This window comes from Peribacillus sp. QJM3NY_7 (genome assembly GCF_056173225.1).
Map to the genome: position 1 here is coordinate 1,910,114 of NZ_CM149663.1, position 18,681 is coordinate 1,928,794.

General features: G+C 37.0%; 16 protein-coding genes and 1 pseudogene. 12 read left to right on the forward strand and 5 right to left on the reverse strand.

Annotated elements, in window-relative coordinates; all coding sequences use genetic code 11:
• Positions 1-936: 936 nt before the first annotated feature.
• Positions 937-2,302 (reverse strand): annotated as a pseudogene (locus tag AC0VX1_RS09280) (IS1182 family transposase).
• A 606-nt stretch (positions 2,303-2,908) separates the two neighbouring features.
• On the opposite strand from AC0VX1_RS09280, the gene AC0VX1_RS09285 reads away from it, so the two are divergent.
• From AC0VX1_RS09285 to AC0VX1_RS09335, 11 genes are all read left to right on the forward strand, one after another.
• Positions 2,909-4,021, forward strand: a complete 1,113-nt coding sequence (locus tag AC0VX1_RS09285) for an ABC transporter substrate-binding protein (protein ID WP_475470859.1) — start codon at positions 2,909-2,911, stop codon at positions 4,019-4,021.
• Positions 4,011-4,844, forward strand: coding sequence for an alkaline phosphatase family protein (locus tag AC0VX1_RS09290; RefSeq protein WP_475470861.1), 834 nt, complete (start codon positions 4,011-4,013; stop codon positions 4,842-4,844). The genes AC0VX1_RS09285 and AC0VX1_RS09290 overlap by 11 nt, the downstream gene beginning before the upstream one ends.
• A gap of 100 nt (positions 4,845-4,944) precedes the next feature.
• Positions 4,945-5,799 (forward strand): ABC transporter permease, encoded by an 855-nt coding sequence (locus AC0VX1_RS09295; protein ID WP_063576769.1) that lies wholly within the window; start codon positions 4,945-4,947, stop codon positions 5,797-5,799.
• Entirely contained in the window at positions 5,796-6,599 is an 804-nt protein-coding gene (locus AC0VX1_RS09300) for an ABC transporter permease (RefSeq protein WP_057276218.1), read from the forward strand. The genes AC0VX1_RS09295 and AC0VX1_RS09300 overlap by 4 nt, the downstream gene beginning before the upstream one ends.
• A 68-nt stretch (positions 6,600-6,667) precedes the next feature.
• Positions 6,668-7,681 (forward strand): ABC transporter ATP-binding protein, encoded by a 1,014-nt coding sequence (locus AC0VX1_RS09305; protein ID WP_475470864.1) that lies wholly within the window; start codon positions 6,668-6,670, stop codon positions 7,679-7,681.
• Between the two features lie 26 nt (positions 7,682-7,707).
• Positions 7,708-8,490 (forward strand): DeoR/GlpR family DNA-binding transcription regulator, encoded by a 783-nt coding sequence (locus AC0VX1_RS09310; RefSeq protein ID WP_475470865.1) that lies wholly within the window; start codon positions 7,708-7,710, stop codon positions 8,488-8,490.
• Positions 8,491-8,591: 101 nt separating this feature from the next.
• Positions 8,592-9,464 carry a Cof-type HAD-IIB family hydrolase gene (locus AC0VX1_RS09315; protein WP_475470867.1) on the forward strand — a complete coding sequence of 291 codons (873 nt, stop codon included), beginning with the start codon at positions 8,592-8,594 and terminating at the stop codon, positions 9,462-9,464.
• 29 nt (positions 9,465-9,493) lie between these two features.
• Positions 9,494-9,823, forward strand: coding sequence for a DMT family transporter (locus AC0VX1_RS09320; RefSeq protein WP_034313138.1), 330 nt, complete (start codon positions 9,494-9,496; stop codon positions 9,821-9,823).
• Between the two features lie 38 nt (positions 9,824-9,861).
• Positions 9,862-10,182 carry a DMT family transporter gene (locus tag AC0VX1_RS09325; protein WP_034313134.1) on the forward strand — a complete coding sequence of 107 codons (321 nt, stop codon included), beginning with the start codon at positions 9,862-9,864 and terminating at the stop codon, positions 10,180-10,182.
• Between the two features lie 521 nt (positions 10,183-10,703).
• Positions 10,704-11,546, forward strand: coding sequence for a sugar phosphate isomerase/epimerase family protein (locus AC0VX1_RS09330; RefSeq protein ID WP_475470870.1), 843 nt, complete (start codon positions 10,704-10,706; stop codon positions 11,544-11,546).
• Between the two features lie 343 nt (positions 11,547-11,889).
• Positions 11,890-13,223 (forward strand): IS3 family transposase gene (locus tag AC0VX1_RS09335; RefSeq protein ID WP_475470872.1). Its coding sequence is split into 2 segments (ribosomal slippage): positions 11,890-12,277 and positions 12,277-13,223, totalling 1,335 coding nucleotides; the frame shifts between segments, so codons are not numbered across the junction.
• A 118-nt stretch (positions 13,224-13,341) separates the two neighbouring features.
• Here AC0VX1_RS09335 and mscL read toward each other — a convergent pair.
• Together mscL and AC0VX1_RS09345 are read right to left on the reverse strand one after the other, a co-directional pair.
• Positions 13,342-13,740 carry a large conductance mechanosensitive channel protein MscL gene (gene mscL, locus AC0VX1_RS09340; protein ID WP_475470874.1) on the reverse strand — a complete coding sequence of 133 codons (399 nt, stop codon included), beginning with the start codon at positions 13,738-13,740 and terminating at the stop codon, positions 13,342-13,344.
• A 410-nt stretch (positions 13,741-14,150) separates the two neighbouring features.
• Complete coding sequence (locus AC0VX1_RS09345) at positions 14,151-14,618, reverse strand: DUF2306 domain-containing protein (protein WP_095679504.1); 468 nt, start codon at positions 14,616-14,618, stop codon at positions 14,151-14,153.
• A 345-nt stretch (positions 14,619-14,963) separates the two neighbouring features.
• Between AC0VX1_RS09345 and AC0VX1_RS09350 the strand changes: the two genes are divergently transcribed.
• The gene (locus AC0VX1_RS09350; protein ID WP_475470876.1) at positions 14,964-15,308 is read left to right on the forward strand and encodes a hypothetical protein; all 345 of its coding nucleotides are present in this window, start codon (positions 14,964-14,966) and stop codon (positions 15,306-15,308) included.
• Between the two features lie 94 nt (positions 15,309-15,402).
• Here AC0VX1_RS09350 and AC0VX1_RS09355 read toward each other — a convergent pair whose 3' ends face one another.
• The gene (locus tag AC0VX1_RS09355; protein ID WP_098187000.1) at positions 15,403-16,239 is read right to left on the reverse strand and encodes a DUF2935 domain-containing protein; all 837 of its coding nucleotides are present in this window, start codon (positions 16,237-16,239) and stop codon (positions 15,403-15,405) included.
• A 560-nt stretch (positions 16,240-16,799) separates the two neighbouring features.
• A complete protein-coding gene (gene abc-f / locus AC0VX1_RS09360) occupies positions 16,800-18,437 on the reverse strand; it encodes a ribosomal protection-like ABC-F family protein (protein WP_475470879.1) in 1,638 nt (545 codons plus the stop codon).
• Between the last annotated feature and the right edge of the window lie 244 nt (positions 18,438-18,681).

Consider the following 18,681-nt stretch of genomic DNA (forward strand, 5'->3'; position numbering starts at 1 on the left):
TCTGCGCGCCGTCGGAAGAGTCTTTAAAATGGATTACCTGGGTCTATAACTACAATCTTATAAATGTTTATTAAAATCCATTTTTCATTATTTAATGATAAATGGATTTTTTGTTTTTTTGGAAACCTAAACAAAATGATTTTTGAACCATGAATCTGCTATCTGGATCCAACAAAAAGGACATACTAATGCCGATGTTGCCAAAGGATTAGTTTGTTTTGACCATGGACGAATCTCTTGAGGCATAATAAAAAATCACTCGAAAATTAGAAGATGTACCTTTAGCATATATGCCTGGGAATGCAACCCGTATTCGTGTGAAAGCAGCTGGTGATTTAGCCCAGTCTGAAATGAATGAAATGGTGTAGTCTAGGCAGGGGGGAAGGAGCTTCTCATTGGCGGAGGAAGCTTCGTTTTAGTTAAATAAGTGGAAAAAGAAAAGCGCTAAGGGTAGTGGAATTGACGAAAATATGACGCATATTTATTTCTTCCTCTCTTGAATTTTTACAATAATTGAAAAAAAGTGCTTCCTCTGCTAATGCACTAGGTATAGTGCTCGGAACAGTATTTGGGCTTTTGAAAGAAGAATTCCAGATCATATGAAATAAACTGTGACGGTTACAATTGGTGTGGCTATTATAGTTCATAGTCTCGACATGGCTTTGAAGTGTAACGACTTTTATATTGTAATTATCAGTTTAGTAGTGTGCGCTATAATTGGGGGAATGGATGAGGTATAAAAATTCCGCCCAGACCAATTATTATATATAGCCAAACATTGATAATAATAAGATCTATGTAAAACTCTCTTGTATCAAGAGAGTTCAGTTTGTAGACAAAAGGGGTTCGGAATTAAAAAATTCCGAACCCCTTTTTGAGATTCCCTTTGAATTTTTTCCTGAAGTTAAGAGATTGGGGCTCTACGAGCCCACTATGTTAGGCCATTTTTGGACCTCGCCATGTCCAATTGGCCATCTTCTTTAAATTAATAGCAGCGAAAGTAAGCATCGCCTGCATCGACAATTTTTTAAGTCCCCTTAAAGTTGTCCAACGCATACCATGCTTTTCTTTTGCATCTGCGAATACACGCTCAATCGTTTCTTTACGTTTCGCATATATAGTTTTTACATCTTGATGATGACGCAGATGATCTGCTTCTGCTTCTTCCACATGTGTTTGCCAAATATGCCGTGTCACCACTTTTTGACAGTCTTTGCTTTCTGTACACCGAGATAAAAATGAGCATGTTGTACAAATTTGTTTTGGCGATTTGTACTCGCGATAGCCCTCTTTATTGGTTGTTGAGTACTTTAAAGTTTCGCCCGCAGGGCAAAGGTAACAATCAAAATGTTCATCGTATACATAGTCCTGTTTGCGGAAAAATCCTTCTTTGGTGCGAGGACGTGTATAAGGTAAAGCCGGTATGATTTCTTTGTTAAATAGGTAGCTTGTAATCGCTGGTGTTTTATAAGCTGCATCTGCGGCAACGGCTTCCGGTTTTCCAACTTTCTCAATCACTTGTTCAACTAGTGGCTCTAAGATCTGACTGTCATGTATATTTCCAGGTGTTACAATCGTTCCCAATACAAAACCGTTGCGATCTGCAGCCGCGTGGAATGAATAGGCAAACTGTTTTGTTCGTTCATCTTTCACATAGTAGCCACTCTCAGAATCCGTTGTACTTTCTTTAATCTCTTTGGTCTCTTCTTTATCAAATTTATCTAATGGAAAAGGCTTCTTTCCATGGTTTTCACGATCTTGATTGATTTCTTCTTGAAGACGCCCTTGATACGCTCGTGTTTCTTTACGAACGATTTTCTTTTCAAATTTCCGTTTATTCGCACTGGCTTTCACATGTGTGGAATCCACGAAAACGTGTTCAGCACTTATTAACTTTTTATTAGCAGCTGTCATTAAAATGCGATAGAAAATCTGTTCAAACAGGTCTGTATCTTTAAAGCGTCGCTCATAATTTTTCCCGAACGTAGAGAAATGAGGTACTTTATCATGGAAACCATAGCCTAAGAACCAACGGTAAGCCATATTGGTTTCAACTTCTTCAATCGTTTTACGCATGGAACGAATACCGAAGGTATATTGAATGAATGTCAGTTTAACTAAAATAACTGGATCAATACTTGGGCGTCCTACCTCTGAATACATCTCTTTCACCAAGTCATAAATGAAAGTGAAAGTCAATGGCAGCCTCCATTTTACGAACCAAATGGTTCGGTGGCACCAGTTGATCTAACGTAATCATTTCAAGTTGATCTCGCTGAATAGAATCATGTTTAGAAAGCATCCTCATCACCTCAAGTTTTAATACTTCTATTTTAAAACAAAAATGACTCCAGGCAAAAGTGTTTATCTAAAAGGTAAGACAAAGTTGATTGGAACGGAAGGTACGAGACTCCTGCGGGAAAAGCGCGTCTAGGGGAGACCCCGCAGGCGAAAGCCGAGGAGGCTCCCCGACCGCCCGCGGAAAGCGAGTGCCTGGAGTGGAAAATCAACGGCCAATTGTACAACTCATAAAAAATAGACAAACTCGATTTTCATCGAGTTTGTCTACAGTCTGAACTCTCTTGTATCAAGAGAGTTTTTTTTATGAAAATTTATTTAGCTAAATGGATTTTTGTTAATGGCGAGCTAAAAAGAAGGGGAAAAGGATGATATGTTTTTAATGAAAAATTTTTCACATTCTATTTTATAGACTTGCCTTTCCTTGGTCCTGTTTGCGGACTGTTGTTAATGCTTATGAAGATAAAAGCTGATGAGTTGGAGAAATAAAGAGCAGGTTTACAAAATCTTAACATTTGGTTTATGTGGGATTAATGTTTTCTGATTATGATTAAACCGTAATAAACAGTAATGAACATTAAAGATTCCACACTAAATGGAGGCACTTTTTATGAATCGCACATTCAAGAAGAATTGTTACAAGTCTATTCAAGCTTTGATGTTAGGGGTGAGTGTACTGGGATTAGCTGCTTGTGGAGCTACTAATGAGGAGGCTGCTCCAGTGGTTAAGGATCCAAGTTCGTTAACCTTGAAAGAAATTGAAACAAAGGCAAAAGAAGAGGGGACTATTAATAGTGTAGGTATGCCTGATTCATGGGCTAACTGGGGAGAAACTTGGAATGAAGTAATGAAAAAATATACATTGAAACACAATGATACAGATTTGTCCAGTGCCGAAGAGATTGCCAAAATGGAATCTGAAGGAGAGAATGCAACAGCCGATATCGGCGATGTAGGGATTTCCTTTGGGCCAATTGCGGAACAAAAAGAATTAACGATGCCATATAAAACTTCCTATTGGGACGAGGTACCTGAGTGGGCAAAAGATGACAATGGAGATTGGGTTGTTGGCTATCAAGGAACGATTGCATTCTTTACTAATAAAGAATTAGTAGATAACCCGCCTAAATCTTGGGATGACATATTAAGAGGGGATTATAAAGTAACAGTGGGAGATGTTCAGCGTGGTACACAGAATCAAATGGCCGTACTTGCTGCCGCTATCGCTAACGGCGGTGATGAAACAAATCTCCAACCAGGAATTGACTTTTTTGCTAAGCTTGCCAAGCAAGGCCGCCTTAGTTTAACTGATGCCAAGCCGGCTAACATCGAAAAAGGGGAAGTGGAAGTTGCCCTTGTTTGGGATTTCAATGCTCTTGGTTACGCTGACCAAATTAACCGCGATCAATTTGAAGTGACCATTCCAACTGAAGGTTCAGTCGTAAGCGGCTACGCAACCATTATTAACAAATTTGCAAAGCATCCGCATGCGGCGATGGCAACTAGAGAATATATCTTAAGCGATGAAGGACAAATTAATTTAGCTAAAGGATTTGCCCGTCCAATTCGCGATATAGAACTTCCGAAAGAAGTAGCTGAAAAAATGGTTCCAGAAGAACAGTACAAAAATGCAAAACCAATTGAAGATTACAAAGCTTGGGAAGAAACGGCTAAAAATTTACCTCAGATTTGGCAAGAAGAGGTGTTAGTCCATGTCAAATAAAGTAATAGCAATTGTTGTTGATGGCATGAGATACGATAAAGCATGCGAAGCGCTGGGATTTATTCAGCATTTAGTCGAAACGAATCAAGCGTCACTTTACAAAGTTAAGTCGGAGCTTCCAAGTCTTTCCCGTCCATTATATGAAGTGTTGTTAACAGGTACGCCGGCTTCAATGAATGGGATTACGTCCAATCAAGCCGTTCGTTTATCTACTGAGAAAAGTCTCTTTCATCTTACGAAAGAAAACGGGTTAAGAAACGGAACAGTGTCCTATTACTGGGTAAGCGAACTTTATAATCGTACGCCATTCCAATTTATTGAAGACCGTGAGCAAGAAGATGAATCCAATCCAATTCAATACGGAAAATTTTATTGGGACGATGACTATCCAGATAGCCATGTGTTAATGGATGCAGAAGCTTTACGCAGAAAGTATGACCCTCACTTTTTATTTATTCATCCGCTCGGTGTAGATGTAAAAGGAGAAATTTTTGGATCGGAATCAAAAGAATATCGTGAGCAAATCCTAAAAATGGGAAGCTTGTTGGCACAACTATTGCCAATTTGGATCAAAGAAGGTTACCACATATTAATTACATCGGATCATGGCATGAGTGAATATGGCAACCATGGCGGCATAACTGATGGTGAACGTGATGTACCGCTCTTTATCATTAGTCCAAAAGTTGAGCCTGGCATTTATGGTGAAGTGGTTCCGCAATTAGCTTTTGCACCGCTCGTTTGTGAACTATTAAATATTGAGCCGTCCGATAAAATGATTTCATATCAATTTCCAGGTCTGAAAGGAAAAGTCACCCTGTAAAAACATTAAATGATGATTCAAGATTGACTGGAATTGGTTTAACGAATGTACTGTTAGACCAATTCCCAAATTGTTAGAGAACATAGAGGAGCGAGAAGTCTTGCGAAAAATAAAAAAACAAAAAATTTACTTATTAGCTCTTTTACTGCCATTTATTATGTTTGTGATTGGATTTGAGATAGGACCATTAGTGGCAATGATTAAAAATAGTTTTTATGCAGATGATGGAATTCAAGTTACGATTGATCAATATTTAACCATATTCAAAAGTGAATTTTACTTACAAGCCATTAAAAATAGCCTGGTCATTTCCTTGTTCTCTGCTATAACTTCTGTGATTGTAGCAGTCATTGCAGCCTATTCGTTTACAAAGTTCTCTCAAAAAATACAAAACCGACTACTGATGGTTACCAATATGACGTCGAACTTTGAAGGGATTCCCCTTTCATTTTCATATATTATCTTACTTGGAAACAATGGGTTGTTTACGTTGCTATTTGCCAAGATTGGTTGGGACCTGTTTGCAGATTTTAATTTATATTCCTGGACAGGCCTCATTCTTGTTTATATTTATTTTCAAATTCCGCTTGCCGTTATGCTTATTTACCCGTCTTATCAAGGAATTAGGCAACAATGGAAAGAAGCATCTTCATTATTAGGAGGGTCAACATTTTCATTTTGGCTTCGGATAGGGGTTCCAGTTCTTTTACCTAGTATTGTAGGTACATTCAGTATTTTGTTTGCTAATGCGATGGGAGCCTACGCAACAGCCTATGCATTGGTCGGCAGCAACTATAACATATTGTCATTGCAAATTGCTTCTCTAGTTGCTAGTGATGTTGCATTAAAGCCGCAGCTAGGTAGTGCGTTGGGAGTTCTTCTAGCTACGACCATGATAGGGGCGATGTGGTTCAATGAAAAAATGATGCGTAGAGTTAGGAGGGATCTACGATGAAGTCTTCATTGACATTTCATAAATTATTTGTTGGATTACTAGTTATATATTTATTAATTCCGCTTGTAGGAACACTTTTATTCTCGATTGCTGGTAAATGGGATCATACCATTTTACCTGAGAGTTATACAATGAAATGGTATATTGAATTGTTTCAAGATGAACGGTTTTATGATGCTTTCCGACGAACACTGTTTTTAATTGTCATGTCTGTAGGTCTTAGTGTTGTTATAATGCTTCCGACAATTTTTATTATCACGGTATATTTCAGTAAATGGGAAGGATTACTCCAAGCCGCAGCCATGCTTCCTTATGGAGTTCCTCCCATTGTTGGAGCTGTGGGATTAATCAAGCTTTATTCTGCTGGACCGATTCAAATTGCCGGAACACCTTGGATTTTAATTGGTGCTTATTTCATAACCATTCTACCATTTATGTATCAAGGAATTCGTAACAGCCTTCGTACGCTTAATGCTGTACAACTTGTTGATGCAGCTGAATTACTCGGTGCCACAAAATTCCAAGCCTTTCGTACGGTGGTGTTTCCAAATATTATATCTGGAATTTTAGTGTCTACCTTATTATCTGTCTCTCTTTTATTTAGTGAGTTTGCTTTTGCCAATTTGCTTGTCGGGGGCCGATTCGAAACCCTTCAAATTTATCTATCCGACAAACTTAACAGCAGTGGTCACTTAACAAGTGCAATTGTTATTACCTATTATTCAATGATTTTACTTTTAACGGGGACTGTATTAAAGCTTACGTTTAGAAACAAAAGAAATCCTGTCGGGTCAAAATAAGAAGCGAATTCCTTCATTTTTTTAAGAAAAATACCGTCATAAAATACTACTTTAGAAGGTGAAAACTAATGAGCTATGTAACCATCGAACAAGTGACTAAGGGATATGACAATCAATTAGTTTTAAATAATATTTCTTTAACATTAAAAAAAGGTGAATTTGCTACACTTCTTGGGCAAAGCGGGTGCGGAAAAAGTACATTATTACGTTCCATTGCGGGACTTGAAGACGTTGATGTAGGAAGAATCTTAATTGATGGAAAAGATATTACTGATTTATCACCGCGTCAGCGTGAAGTCGGTATGGTGTTTCAGTCTTATGCGCTTTTCCCGAATATGAATGTTTTTGATAATATCGCTTACGGCCTTAAAATGAAAAAGGTGAAAAATCTTAAGTCAAAAGTGAAAAATATGATTGATATGGTTGATTTAATAGGAAAAGAAGAGTCTTATCCTCATCAATTATCTGGTGGACAACAGCAGAGGGTTGCTCTTGCCCGTGCGCTTGTCATGGAGCCAAAAGTACTGCTTCTGGATGAGCCGTTAAGCGCATTAGATGCTAAAATTAGAAAAAGTTTGCAAAAAGAATTAAAGAGAATACAGAAAGAATTAGATATCACAACTATTTTTGTTACACATGATCAGGAAGAAGCAATGACGATGTCTGATCGGATTTTTGTCATGAATAAAGGACAAGTTGTACAATCCGGTTCTCCTTCAGAAATTTATACTTCTCCAGTCAATACATTTGTTGCAAAATTTATCGGGAATTATAATGTCTGTAATATGGAAGTTTTCCAAAAACTTGTTCGCGCCACAGAATTAAAAGGGAATGAAGTTGCCATTCGTCCAGAAGTTTTACAAATAGTTTCTGTTGGTGAAGACAGGTTGGACTTACAAGGGAACTGGGGAATTAAAGGATTCATTAAAGATGTTTCCATGGCAGGTAATGTTTTGAGATATGAAGTAGAAACAGAGGAGTGCGCTTTTCATGTAGACTATCTTCACCACCGTGGGGAAATGTTTGAGCAAGGAGCACGCGTTCAAATTCTTGTACCGAAGAAAGAATGCATTATGTTATAAAGTATTGATGATCTAGGGGGAGAAATATGTCTGTTTTGCCTGAAGAAAGAAAGAATGAAATTTTAAAAGAACTTAACAAAATGGGAAAAGTAAAAGTTATAGAATTAGTTGATCAATTTAATGTTTCAGAGGAAACGATTCGACGCGATTTGATGATATTAGAGGAAAAAGGACTGTTAAAGAGGGTTTACGGTGGAGCGATTAAAACAGTCTTTGAATTTGAGGAGCCTCCATTTACACAGCGTACAACGGTGAATCAAGATGCGAAAATCAAGGTTGGGAAAAAAGCGGTGGAACTTATTTCCAACGGAGATGTGATTGCCATTGATGTAGGTACAACCATGCTTAAATTTGCCCAGTGTATTGAAAATAAAAAAGACATTACGATTTTAACCAATTCTCTTCCTGTGTCGTCTGTGTTGACCGAATTGCTCAATCAAAATAAGTTTACAGGACAAATTCTATTACTGGGAGGACAAATTGATCCAAAGCATCAATCTATATGCGGGGGTCTCACTGAACAAATGTTAAATCAATTTAATATCGATAAAGCGTTCATTTCAGCTGGTGGTGTTTCCATTCAAAGTGGTGTTAGTAATTATCATTTACGTGAAACATTAGTTTCACGCAAAATGGTCGAGGTATCAAAGCAAGTCATATTGCTAACGGATTACTCTAAAATTGGTGTTGACACTTTTTGTAAAGTTTGTCCTCTAGAAAAAGTAGATGTGATTGTCTGCGAACAGCCATTTCCAGAGGAATGGAGAAATGATTCCAAATTAGAGGAAGTCAATTGGATTCAAGCATAGCCCATAAAAGAGATGAAAGAGGGAGTACTCTCTTTTCTTGATAGCAGCAAAAAAAGCTAGAAAGAAAATTTAATAGATAGAATGAAAAGGAGCTATATAGCATGAGTTTCATTGCGATAGACTTAGACGGAACATTATTAAACGACCAGAATGAAATTAGTGAAGAAAATATAAAGGCGATTCAATATGCCCAAAATAGAGGCTTTGAAGTAGTTATTTCAACAGGACGGGCTTATTTTGACGTTCAAACAATATGTGAAAAAGCCGGGATATCCCCATTTGTAATCGGGACAAATGGAGCAACCATTCATTCAAAAAGCGCAAAGTGCATTTCTTCTATTACGATAACTAAAGATCGTGTTGAATCCATTCTCCAATGGTTAGATGAACGGAATTATTATTACGAAGTGTTCACTGATAAAGCCATCTATACTCTTAAAAAAGGAAGAGAACATTTCCATAACGAGATTAAAAGTTTGAAAAGCGCAGATTTGAATCCAGATATGAAAGAATTAGTTGAAATAGCGGAAAGGCAATTTGACCAGTTTGGATATGTTTTAGTTGACAACTATCATGATATCTTAAAACAGGAGGAAGAATTCTATAACATTTTAGCATGTTCTTTTGATGAAAATAAATTAGAGGAAGCCTGGAACCAATTCAAAAAGTTTGATGAGTTGATGGTCGTTTCATCTGCTGATCATAACATTGAGATTACCAGTAAAAAAGCTTCAAAAGGAATAGCCCTTGAAAAATTGGCTTTCTTGATGAATGGCTCATTAGATACGGCTATGGCAATCGGGGACAGCAACAATGATTTATCCATGTTCCAGAAAGTTGGATACAGCGTAGCGATGGGAAATGCAAAAGATGTCATAAAAACTGTTTGCACAACGACAACCCTTAATAATGATGAAAATGGGGTAGCTTATGCGATTTATCGATATATGGAGAACTTCGTGGTTCAAAAATAAGTGTCAATGCCAAAGGAGAGAGCGATAAAATGGCATGGATATATATCATAATGGCAGGACTTTTGGAAATTGTCTGGGTGATTGGTCTTAAACATTCATACGGATTCACCAAAATTATACCTAGTATATTTACGGTAGTTATTATAATCTTTAGTTTCTTTTTACTTTCAAAAGCTTTACATTCAATACCATTAGGAACTGGTTACGCCATTTTCACTGGATTGGGAACGGTTGGAACTGTAGTAATTGGGATGCTTTTTTGGGGTGAGACCATTGATCCACTGAAAGTATTTTTTATGGCTTTAATGATATTAGGGATAATTGGAATAAAAGTCAATCCAGCAGAGCCTAAACATTAAAGGAAATGAACTAATATACAAGGTTAGGGGATGATTCAATGGCTTGGTTTTTTCTTATTATTGCCGGATTTGCCGAGATTGGTAGTGTTATTAGCCTGAAGCGTGCAGACGGCTTTAAAAAATTGCTCCCCTCTGTAGCGTGTCTTTTTTTGGGTAGTTTAAGCTTTTATTTTCTATCCTTGTCATTAACTTCACTTCCAGTGGGTACTGCCTATGCAATATGGACCAGTATCGGCTCAGTTGGAAGTGTTTTAGCAGGAATGATCTTCTTTAATGAACCTAGAAGTTTAAGATTAAACCTATTCATTATTTGTATCATTGTAGGCGCTATAGGTATTAAAATGACTTCTGGACATTAATCGAAAAAGACTTTTAATTTAAGGAGCTAATTGATGATTCCCGTATGGTGCGGGAGGCATTCTATTTAGGCTTCATTGGTCGAATTGTATTCTTCTATATATTATTCAATTAATTAGTGTAACTCATCAAAATAAATCAAAATGGTATGTTAAGCGGACCGGTAGAAAAAAGTGGCACAGCAGTTTCTATAGCCTGCTTAGTTGGATATGCCCCTTCTATGTTTGGATTTATTCTACACGGAAGCATGTTCGACCGATCACCAGGAATAGAAGGCAAAAGACTTGTCTTTTGACAATGATTGCGTTCGGTGTCAAAGGTTTTATTATAAGCGGCTTAGTTAAAAATCGTAAACAAGAAAAAAATCAACAAAACTTTTTAAAAAAATCAAATGCTTAATTAAAGGTGGGGAAAAAATGAAAATTGGATTAGAAACAGAAAGCTATCACTTGAAATTATTACGGGTCGAATGGATATTTTCGGTTTTATCAGAAAAACAGCTGAATTGGGATTAGACGGAGTCATGATCAATATTGTTCCATGGCCAGGGTTGTCAGGATGGGGTACATTAGAATCATTTGAGCCGGAATATTTAGAGAGAGTAAGAAAAGAAATTCAAAAGTATGGATTTTTCGCTGAAATAGACACAAATGGAAGCGATCCGGAACATCTAAAAAAGGTCATTGAGGCATCACATAGAATCGGAGCGGATGTGATTCGCACGTATACATGCTTGGGAGAGTATGATTCGGAAAGATTGAAAAAAGCACCAGAAGATATCAAACAAATTGTACCATTATTAGAGAAATACAGGATAAAACTAGCTGTGGAAAATCATGAGGAAGAGTTAACAGATGAGGTTATCCAAATAATAAATGAAGTCAACAGCCCTTGGGTTAGCGCTCATTGTGATGTGGGCAACGGAATGATGACATGGGAGGATCCAGTTGAAGCTGTAAGAAAATTAGCGCCATATGCATTCACAACCCATTTTAAAGATCATATTATCATTCATGATGGCGAGGATTATAGGGTATGTGGTGTACCAGTAGGGACAGGCAATATTGATACAGAAGAGTGTTTTAAGATACTTGTTGAGAAATCTACCCTAACTAGAATCAACGTTGAAATGTGTTTTCCATATGCAGTCAATTTTAAGAGAGAGCTTGGTGCTGGCGGAGTCTTTGCGGTTGGAGAAGGAGCTTTCAAAGTCGAACAACCTCCATATGATTTAAGTGTCATTAAACCATTGGATTACTATTATCCTCCAAAGGAACTTTTAGAACAAATGATTGAAGATCAAGAAAAAGGTACAGTACAATCGGTTAAGTATACCCTTGCATTACGGGATAAATATTGCCGATAAATAATATGTAGAAGCAGGGGTGTTGTATAATTCTGTTCATATCATAAAAATTATTACAGCTGTACTTGCTATTGAGTTGATAGAGAGCCTCTTTTGATTGCCAACATTACTGTCGCTTTGCTTTACGAATTCCAACACACGGTTCTTTAATAAGTGTCGCCTGTCTTGTTATAGTAATAGTAACGGATACTAGTTCATTATGACATTAAAAAGCCCCTCCCATTAATGAACTATACCCCGAATAATGGACACAGTAAAAAAAGTCCCTTATTCGGGGTTTTCTATGTCCTTTTTCTAGAACCCCGTTTATAATCATTTCAGATATAGGGCGGAGGAAATCAAAATGAGTAAGATTTATTTTAATGAATTTCAAATAAAGGAATTAGAGAATAATCCACATGTGAAACAGGTTTCAGATCGTTCGATTGCTTATCATCCAGACTTTAAGGTAAAGGCTATTAAAGAGAATCAAGCTGGTAAATCACCTACCCAAATCTTTATTGAACATGGCTTTGAGTTAGAGATGATTGGATCGGATAAACCAAAAGGCTGCTTAAAACGTTGGAGAAAAACGTTTGAACAATATGGCGAGGATGGCTTCTATACAGAGCGACGTGGGAAAGGAAGTCCAGGAAGACCAAAATCCAAGGAGTATTCGCAGGAAGATCAGTTAAAAAAGGCTGAAGCTCGTATTAAATATTTAGAGGCTGAACTTGAATTTCTAAAAAAGTTAGACGAACTCGAAAGGCAGGCTTCGAAGAAGAGAAAATGACAACGAGTGAAAAATTCACGTTAATTGAACAAATCATTCGCCAATATAATCTTACCAATATGGTCCGTTATTTTTGTGAAATGGCCGAAGTCAGTCGTAGTGGATATTATGCTTGGATACATCCTGAAAGGATTCGATTGACTCACGAGAAGAAAGATTCGCAGGATTATGAACTTATTAAGGAAGTATTTGAGGCCAAGAAGAAAAAAGCAGGTGCCCTCACCATCAAAATGATTTTAGAGAATAAGTATTTTGTCACGATGAACCATAAAAAGATTCGAAGGCTTATGCATAAGTTCAATCTTAAAGCCATAATTCGTCAAGCAAAACCTTATAAGAAATTAGCGAAAGCCACTCATGAGCATAAGGCCGTTCCAAACCACTTAAACAGGAATTTTAACCAAGGAGAACCGAGGAAAGTTTTCCTTACAGATATTACTTACGTTTATTATGGTTCTGGACAACCAGCTTATCTTTCTTGTGTCAAAGATGCTGTTACACGAGAAATCATCGCTTTTCACTTATCTAGAAGTCTCAAGATGGGGATTGTCTATCACACATTGGAGAAGCTCTCTGATTCCCTAAATGATCTGATTCATCCTGAAGCGATCATTCATTCAGACCAAGGCGTTCATTATACACACCCTGAGTTCCAGCGCCGAGTGAAAGAACTAGGGCTGAAACAATCCATGTCCCGAAAGGGAAACTGTTGGGACAATGCCCCTATGGAATCATTCTTTGGCCATTTTAATAAAGATGAAGTGGATTATTTGGAGTGTCAAACTTTTGATGAGTTACACCAATTAATTGAAGAATATATGGAAGATTACAATACAAATCGTTACCAATGGAGCCTAAATAGAATGACTCCCGCACAATACGGGAGTCAACTATTAGCTGCTTAATTTATAGGTCTTTTTTTAAGACTGTCCATTTTGAAGGGCACAGTTCATTAAAGAGAGGGGCTTTTTCTTATTCTGATTTTTGACTATTTCTGCACTTTTTCACTGATTCAGTATTTACTTACGATGTTTCATCCTGCCGTGCATTTTTTTGTAAAAGATCACGGATTTCCTTTAAATATTGCTCGGATGCCGGTACCGCTTCCAATACCTCTTCCTCTTTAGCTTGTTTTTTTCTAATAAGAGAATTCGCTACCTTCATAAACATGAAAATCGCAAATGAAATGATCAAGAAATCAATCACAGCTTGGACAAATTGACCGTATTGAACATCTGCTTTTCCAACTGTGAAAGATAACGAAGAAAAATTTACCCCACCTAATAAAATTCCTATTAGCGGTGTGATAATATTATCTACTAGTGATGAAACGATTTTCCCAAAAGCAGCACCCATTACTACAGCTATTGCAAGATCTAGAACGTTTCCTTTAGTAATAAATTCCTTGAATTCCTTTATCATTGTAACTACACCTTTCTTTTGTCAATTGATAAAAGCATATCAGAAACATGGTGAAAATTGAATAGTGTAAGAGGCATCCTTAATACCAAAGATAGGACCATCCAACCTTTTAATCATTTGAATCCATTAATATAATGCCAATCACGACACTCCGATCAAAGGAGATAAAACGTTGGAAGGGCAGAATGGGAACGACTATGGCGTCATTTTTCAATGTCACGCAAGGCCGTTTTCACCAACTTGAGGAAGGGGGTGAATATAAATGTATTCGTTTGGCGATAATTATATTATTGTACTACCCCCTAAGTGGTACTCCTCCATTGTTAAAAGCCCTTCTCTTAATTGAGAGGGTTTTTTTGTTTTGGGATTTGTTAAATGGTTTTTGTTAATAGGAGGTATTTGGACTGAACTTAGATCGAATTGGATTTTTTATACTTCTTTCCAACCAACAATATCAGAGGGGAACCTATAATGCTTGGAAGAAACCAAAAAATTAATGGGTTCCATTCATTCAAGATAGTTATATTGGATACATTTACTACAAGAATTGCTGTACAAATAGCGATATAGGAACCGAGCATCCCGCTAATATGAGAGGCAATCCAGTTTTTCCATTTCTTCTTACCAGCTACATAGCCTATAAATGCGAAAGAATATGAAAATATTCCAATGAAAAATAAATATGCGCTGCTTTCCCAATTCAATATTGCCATAGTCAGGGATGTGACAAAGACTACAACATATGCACTGTGATAAATTTCACCACAAATTGTATGCATACCTCTTTTTTTCTTTGAAGACATAGCACCTATTCCACTAATAAGACATATTGCTCCAGCGCAAATGTGAATGAACAGAATGGTCTTAAAGATAAGCAACCTTCCCTTCGTTAAATAATCTTTATCATAATGTAACAGATTAAATATTTATATTATTATAATACAAATATTTACCAAAAGTATGAATGTTAATTTTCAAAGAAAAAATCAATTCAGTAATGGCAGATGAGTTTCCATACAATGAAGCATCCTTTGCAAAACGGTCAGGCGCTGTATTTGTTGCGGAAAATCGTCAGTTAATCGGGTTTTTATGTGTTAATTTCTATATTTGGAATAAAGGGTCAGTGCGGTACACAAAAGGGAATTGTGTATCGTCCTTTTTAGGGAAAAAGGAGGATTTTACATTTCATTTGGAGAATGTTTTGACAAATGGGGGTGGAATAATTGCGACAACATATTGAACAGGATTTATCTAAAGAGGATATTTTTAGGATGATTGTTAAGCACCTTGATGTATTTCCGTTGACTAGTATAGAGGCTATCAGAGAAGTGATCAGAAGTTCTTTAAATCAAAGAGGCTTGATAGGGGGGGTAACCAAACAAACAGGAGCCGCTACATATAACCGAAAAATATCAGACCAGGATATCCAATTAATAAATGAGTGTATTTGTGACCTCTTAAATAGCCGCGTTATCCAACCTGGTATTAATGAAGTCAATCAGGAATTACCATGGATTTCTGTTTCTGATAAAGAGAAACTTGAAACATTGGTGAACTCCCAATCTTAACTTTTTACATATCAAAGCCCTTCTCTATATCGAGAAGGGCCAATTTTTATTTGAATTTATTAATCCATAATAGCAATTTTATAAAAACCTCTAATTAATTGTATGTTTCACCTGTAAGGTGGGATTCAAACATATCGATAATTTCAAGGAATCGTTCGGCCTCACGGAAAACGTGATCAGCCAAAAGTGGATGGATAATGCTCTTGATTTTGCATTCTTCGATTAAATCCCTGGCCGTTTTCTTAAAGTCTCGAAGTGATACGACGGAAACACGGTTCTGATCTAGAAATTGATCCAAAAGAGGGGCGGTTTGTGATTGCGGTTTCATGGACTCTAAGTCTACGGCTTGAAAGACTAATTGATCAAAATCATTACTGAAGTTTCGCGCCATATCCACCAGCTTTCTTTCCGATGGATCAAGGAGATGTCCGATGAATTTTGCATGATCCGCCATGATTCTTAAAAAGAAAACATTTTCTTTGATGATGGCATCTGCCAATGGTTTCAATTTACCCTCATTTAATTCTTTTAATCGTTTTCTAAAATAATTGGCTTCCCTGCTTGTATGGTCGACTAATAGCGGGAAATTGTTCGCACCGGGCAATTTACACGTGAGTATTAATCCCAATACTTTTCTTTTAAATAAAAATATGCCTGTAGCAGCTTGCTGCACCTCCGTGTTAAATCTCCTGATCTGTTCGGGATCAGCTTGATTTGTTAATGAATGGGATTGCTGTTCTATCCGTTCAAACAAATGATAAAATTGATTAGCTTCCTCAATTAACTGTGTATCTTCACATCTAAAACCCAGTCTTAGAAATAACGAGTGTTCCTTCATTATTCTTGACCAAAAACGAATCTCATCTAAAGAGCGTGCAACAAACATTCCCGAGTTATTCCTCATATTGGCTTCCTGTATGTTCTCACTCATAACTAATGCCCCCTTTTAACAAATCCATCATTAAAAGCATATTAACGAGGGGGCATTATTATTCTGTTCAAATTGCAAATTCTATCATTACCGATATCCTTTTAACATCTCAACCCAATGAGTTTTTTGGTTTTCTCTTGTAGGAAAAATACCGTGATTCATCCATGTTCTTGAAGAAAAGTAAGCGAGTATAAAGGAAGGGAAATGGATTTCGAACTGAGGGGTGTACAAAAATCCTGGACGATTTGAGTCTTATCTAAAGGCTGTTTTCACATACTTTGTTGCTATTTACCAGGTAGTGAGTTGTGGTTGATTTCCCCTCCAGATGCTCGCTTTCCTTGGTGCGGGCGGTGAGCATCCTCGGCGTAAACGCCTGTGGGGTCTCACCTGTCCCGCTGCTCCCGCAGGAGTCTCGCACATCCGCTCCAATCAACCTTAAATAGTTTCGTTTAAAAACAACAATCTTTACGAAAATAGCCTATCTAAAAAACCCTTAGACTTAAATCATTCTAAGGGTTTCTACATTTAATTTATCCGTTTCAATAAGTTACAGTTGATAGTCATTTGTCAGCAAGTTCATTTATTTTTTTCGTAAGCTCATTAAATTTTTGGTCGAGTTCTGTGTACGCTTTATCGTTTGGAGTCATAAAGCTAAGCTTGCCTAAAACTTCTTGTCTTTCTGTTTCAAGCGTTAATCGCAGTTCTTCCAGATCATCTCTTTTTAAGGGTGATTCATACAATTGCTTTTGTATGCGATTATTTGAAATGACGAGTTTGCTGCTTGTCGTTTTTTCGAGAAAATATCGATCATGCGAAACGACGAGTAGCGTTCCGGTGTACTGTGCTAAGGTATCCTCAAGTTGTTCCCGTGAAGCTAAGTCCAGGTGATTTGTCGGTTCATCCAATAGGAGCACATCTTTTTCCTCTAATATATATTCCATTAACTTACATTTTACTCGCTCACCCATACTCATATTCTTAATGGGTTCTGTCCAATGAGATACCGTGAAGCCTAAATGCTTCATTAAAGTTTGAACGTGCCCTCTAGACTCGAAGGTTTCTTTATGAAATAGCTGGGCGGGTGTTAGTTCAAGTGGTAAATCAAACACTTCCTGCGTCAGATAGCCTATTTTTGCAGATGGTGAAATCCATACATCGCCCACATAAGTTTCATGTCCAAGGATTATTTTTAATAATGTCGTCTTTCCGCTGCCATTGGGACCTATTATGGAAACCTTCTCACCATGTTGAATCGTGAAATTGACGTTTTTAAATAGTGTTCGACCGTTAAAAGACTTAGTTAAATTCTTAACTTCCAAAAAACGTTTTCCCATCTTGTTTTTTGCATGAATTGAAAAGCGTACAGTGTATTCTGGTTCAACAGGTTCAGTTTTTGCTTTTTCAAGCTCTTTTTCAAGACGCTTTTGTTTAGACTTTACCTGTGCATCCATGCGCTTTGCTTTCACGCGATAGTATTCCTTAATTCCTTCCTTTTTGGTCGATTGGGAATGGGCTTTTTTTGACCAAGAAGTGATTTCTTTCATTTGTCCCTCAATCCGTTCAACCATTTTTTGCTGTTTTTCATATTCACGTTGTTGTGTAAGTCTTTTCTGTTTGCGAACCTCCATATAACTGGAATAATTCCCTCTGTGCTCAATTAGCTTTTTATCTTCAATCGACCAAATTTTCGTTGCTACAGCATCCAAAAAATAACGATCGTGCGAAACAAAAATGATGGTACCTCCATAATTTTTAATTTGTCCTTTGAGGAATTCTAAACTTTCCTCATCAAGGTGGTTCGTCGGTTCATCTAATAGTAAAAGGTCAGCATCTTTAGAAAGTCCTTTTGCTAACCGGGCTTTCAGTTTTTCTCCCCCGCTTAATTGTAGGAAGTCATGGCTTGGTACATGCATTTTATCAAGTAATTTAACCTCTGAAGGCGTCTTATCTTCTGAAGAATGCGACTCGACTTCTTGTTCAACCATAAAAACGTTCACGTCTTGCTGCAGCCATTGGATTTGTCCATGTGCAGGCTCTAAATCATTATTAATTAATTGCAGCAACGTAGATTTACCGGCACCATTTTTGCCAATGATACCGATGATTTCCCCTTGTTGAACACTAGCATTAACATTTTCAAAAATGTTATGGTCCAATACTTCAAAGCTGATATTGGTTAATTTTAATAGTTCTTTCATATAATTATCCCTCTACTTAAAGGGAGAATAAAAAAAATCCTCCCAGTTCATATGGAAGGATTAGCCGTACCTGTGCATTATCAAATAAGAGCTATTTTCACGATAGCTCTAAAATTTATAGAAAATGGGCAGACTAATCCTATTTTGTATGATTTGAAATATGCGATTTCAAATTTAAAAAATAAGATTAGTTAATCATCGGCCACCCATCATCCCTTCTGATATTAATAAAATCAGTATAGCA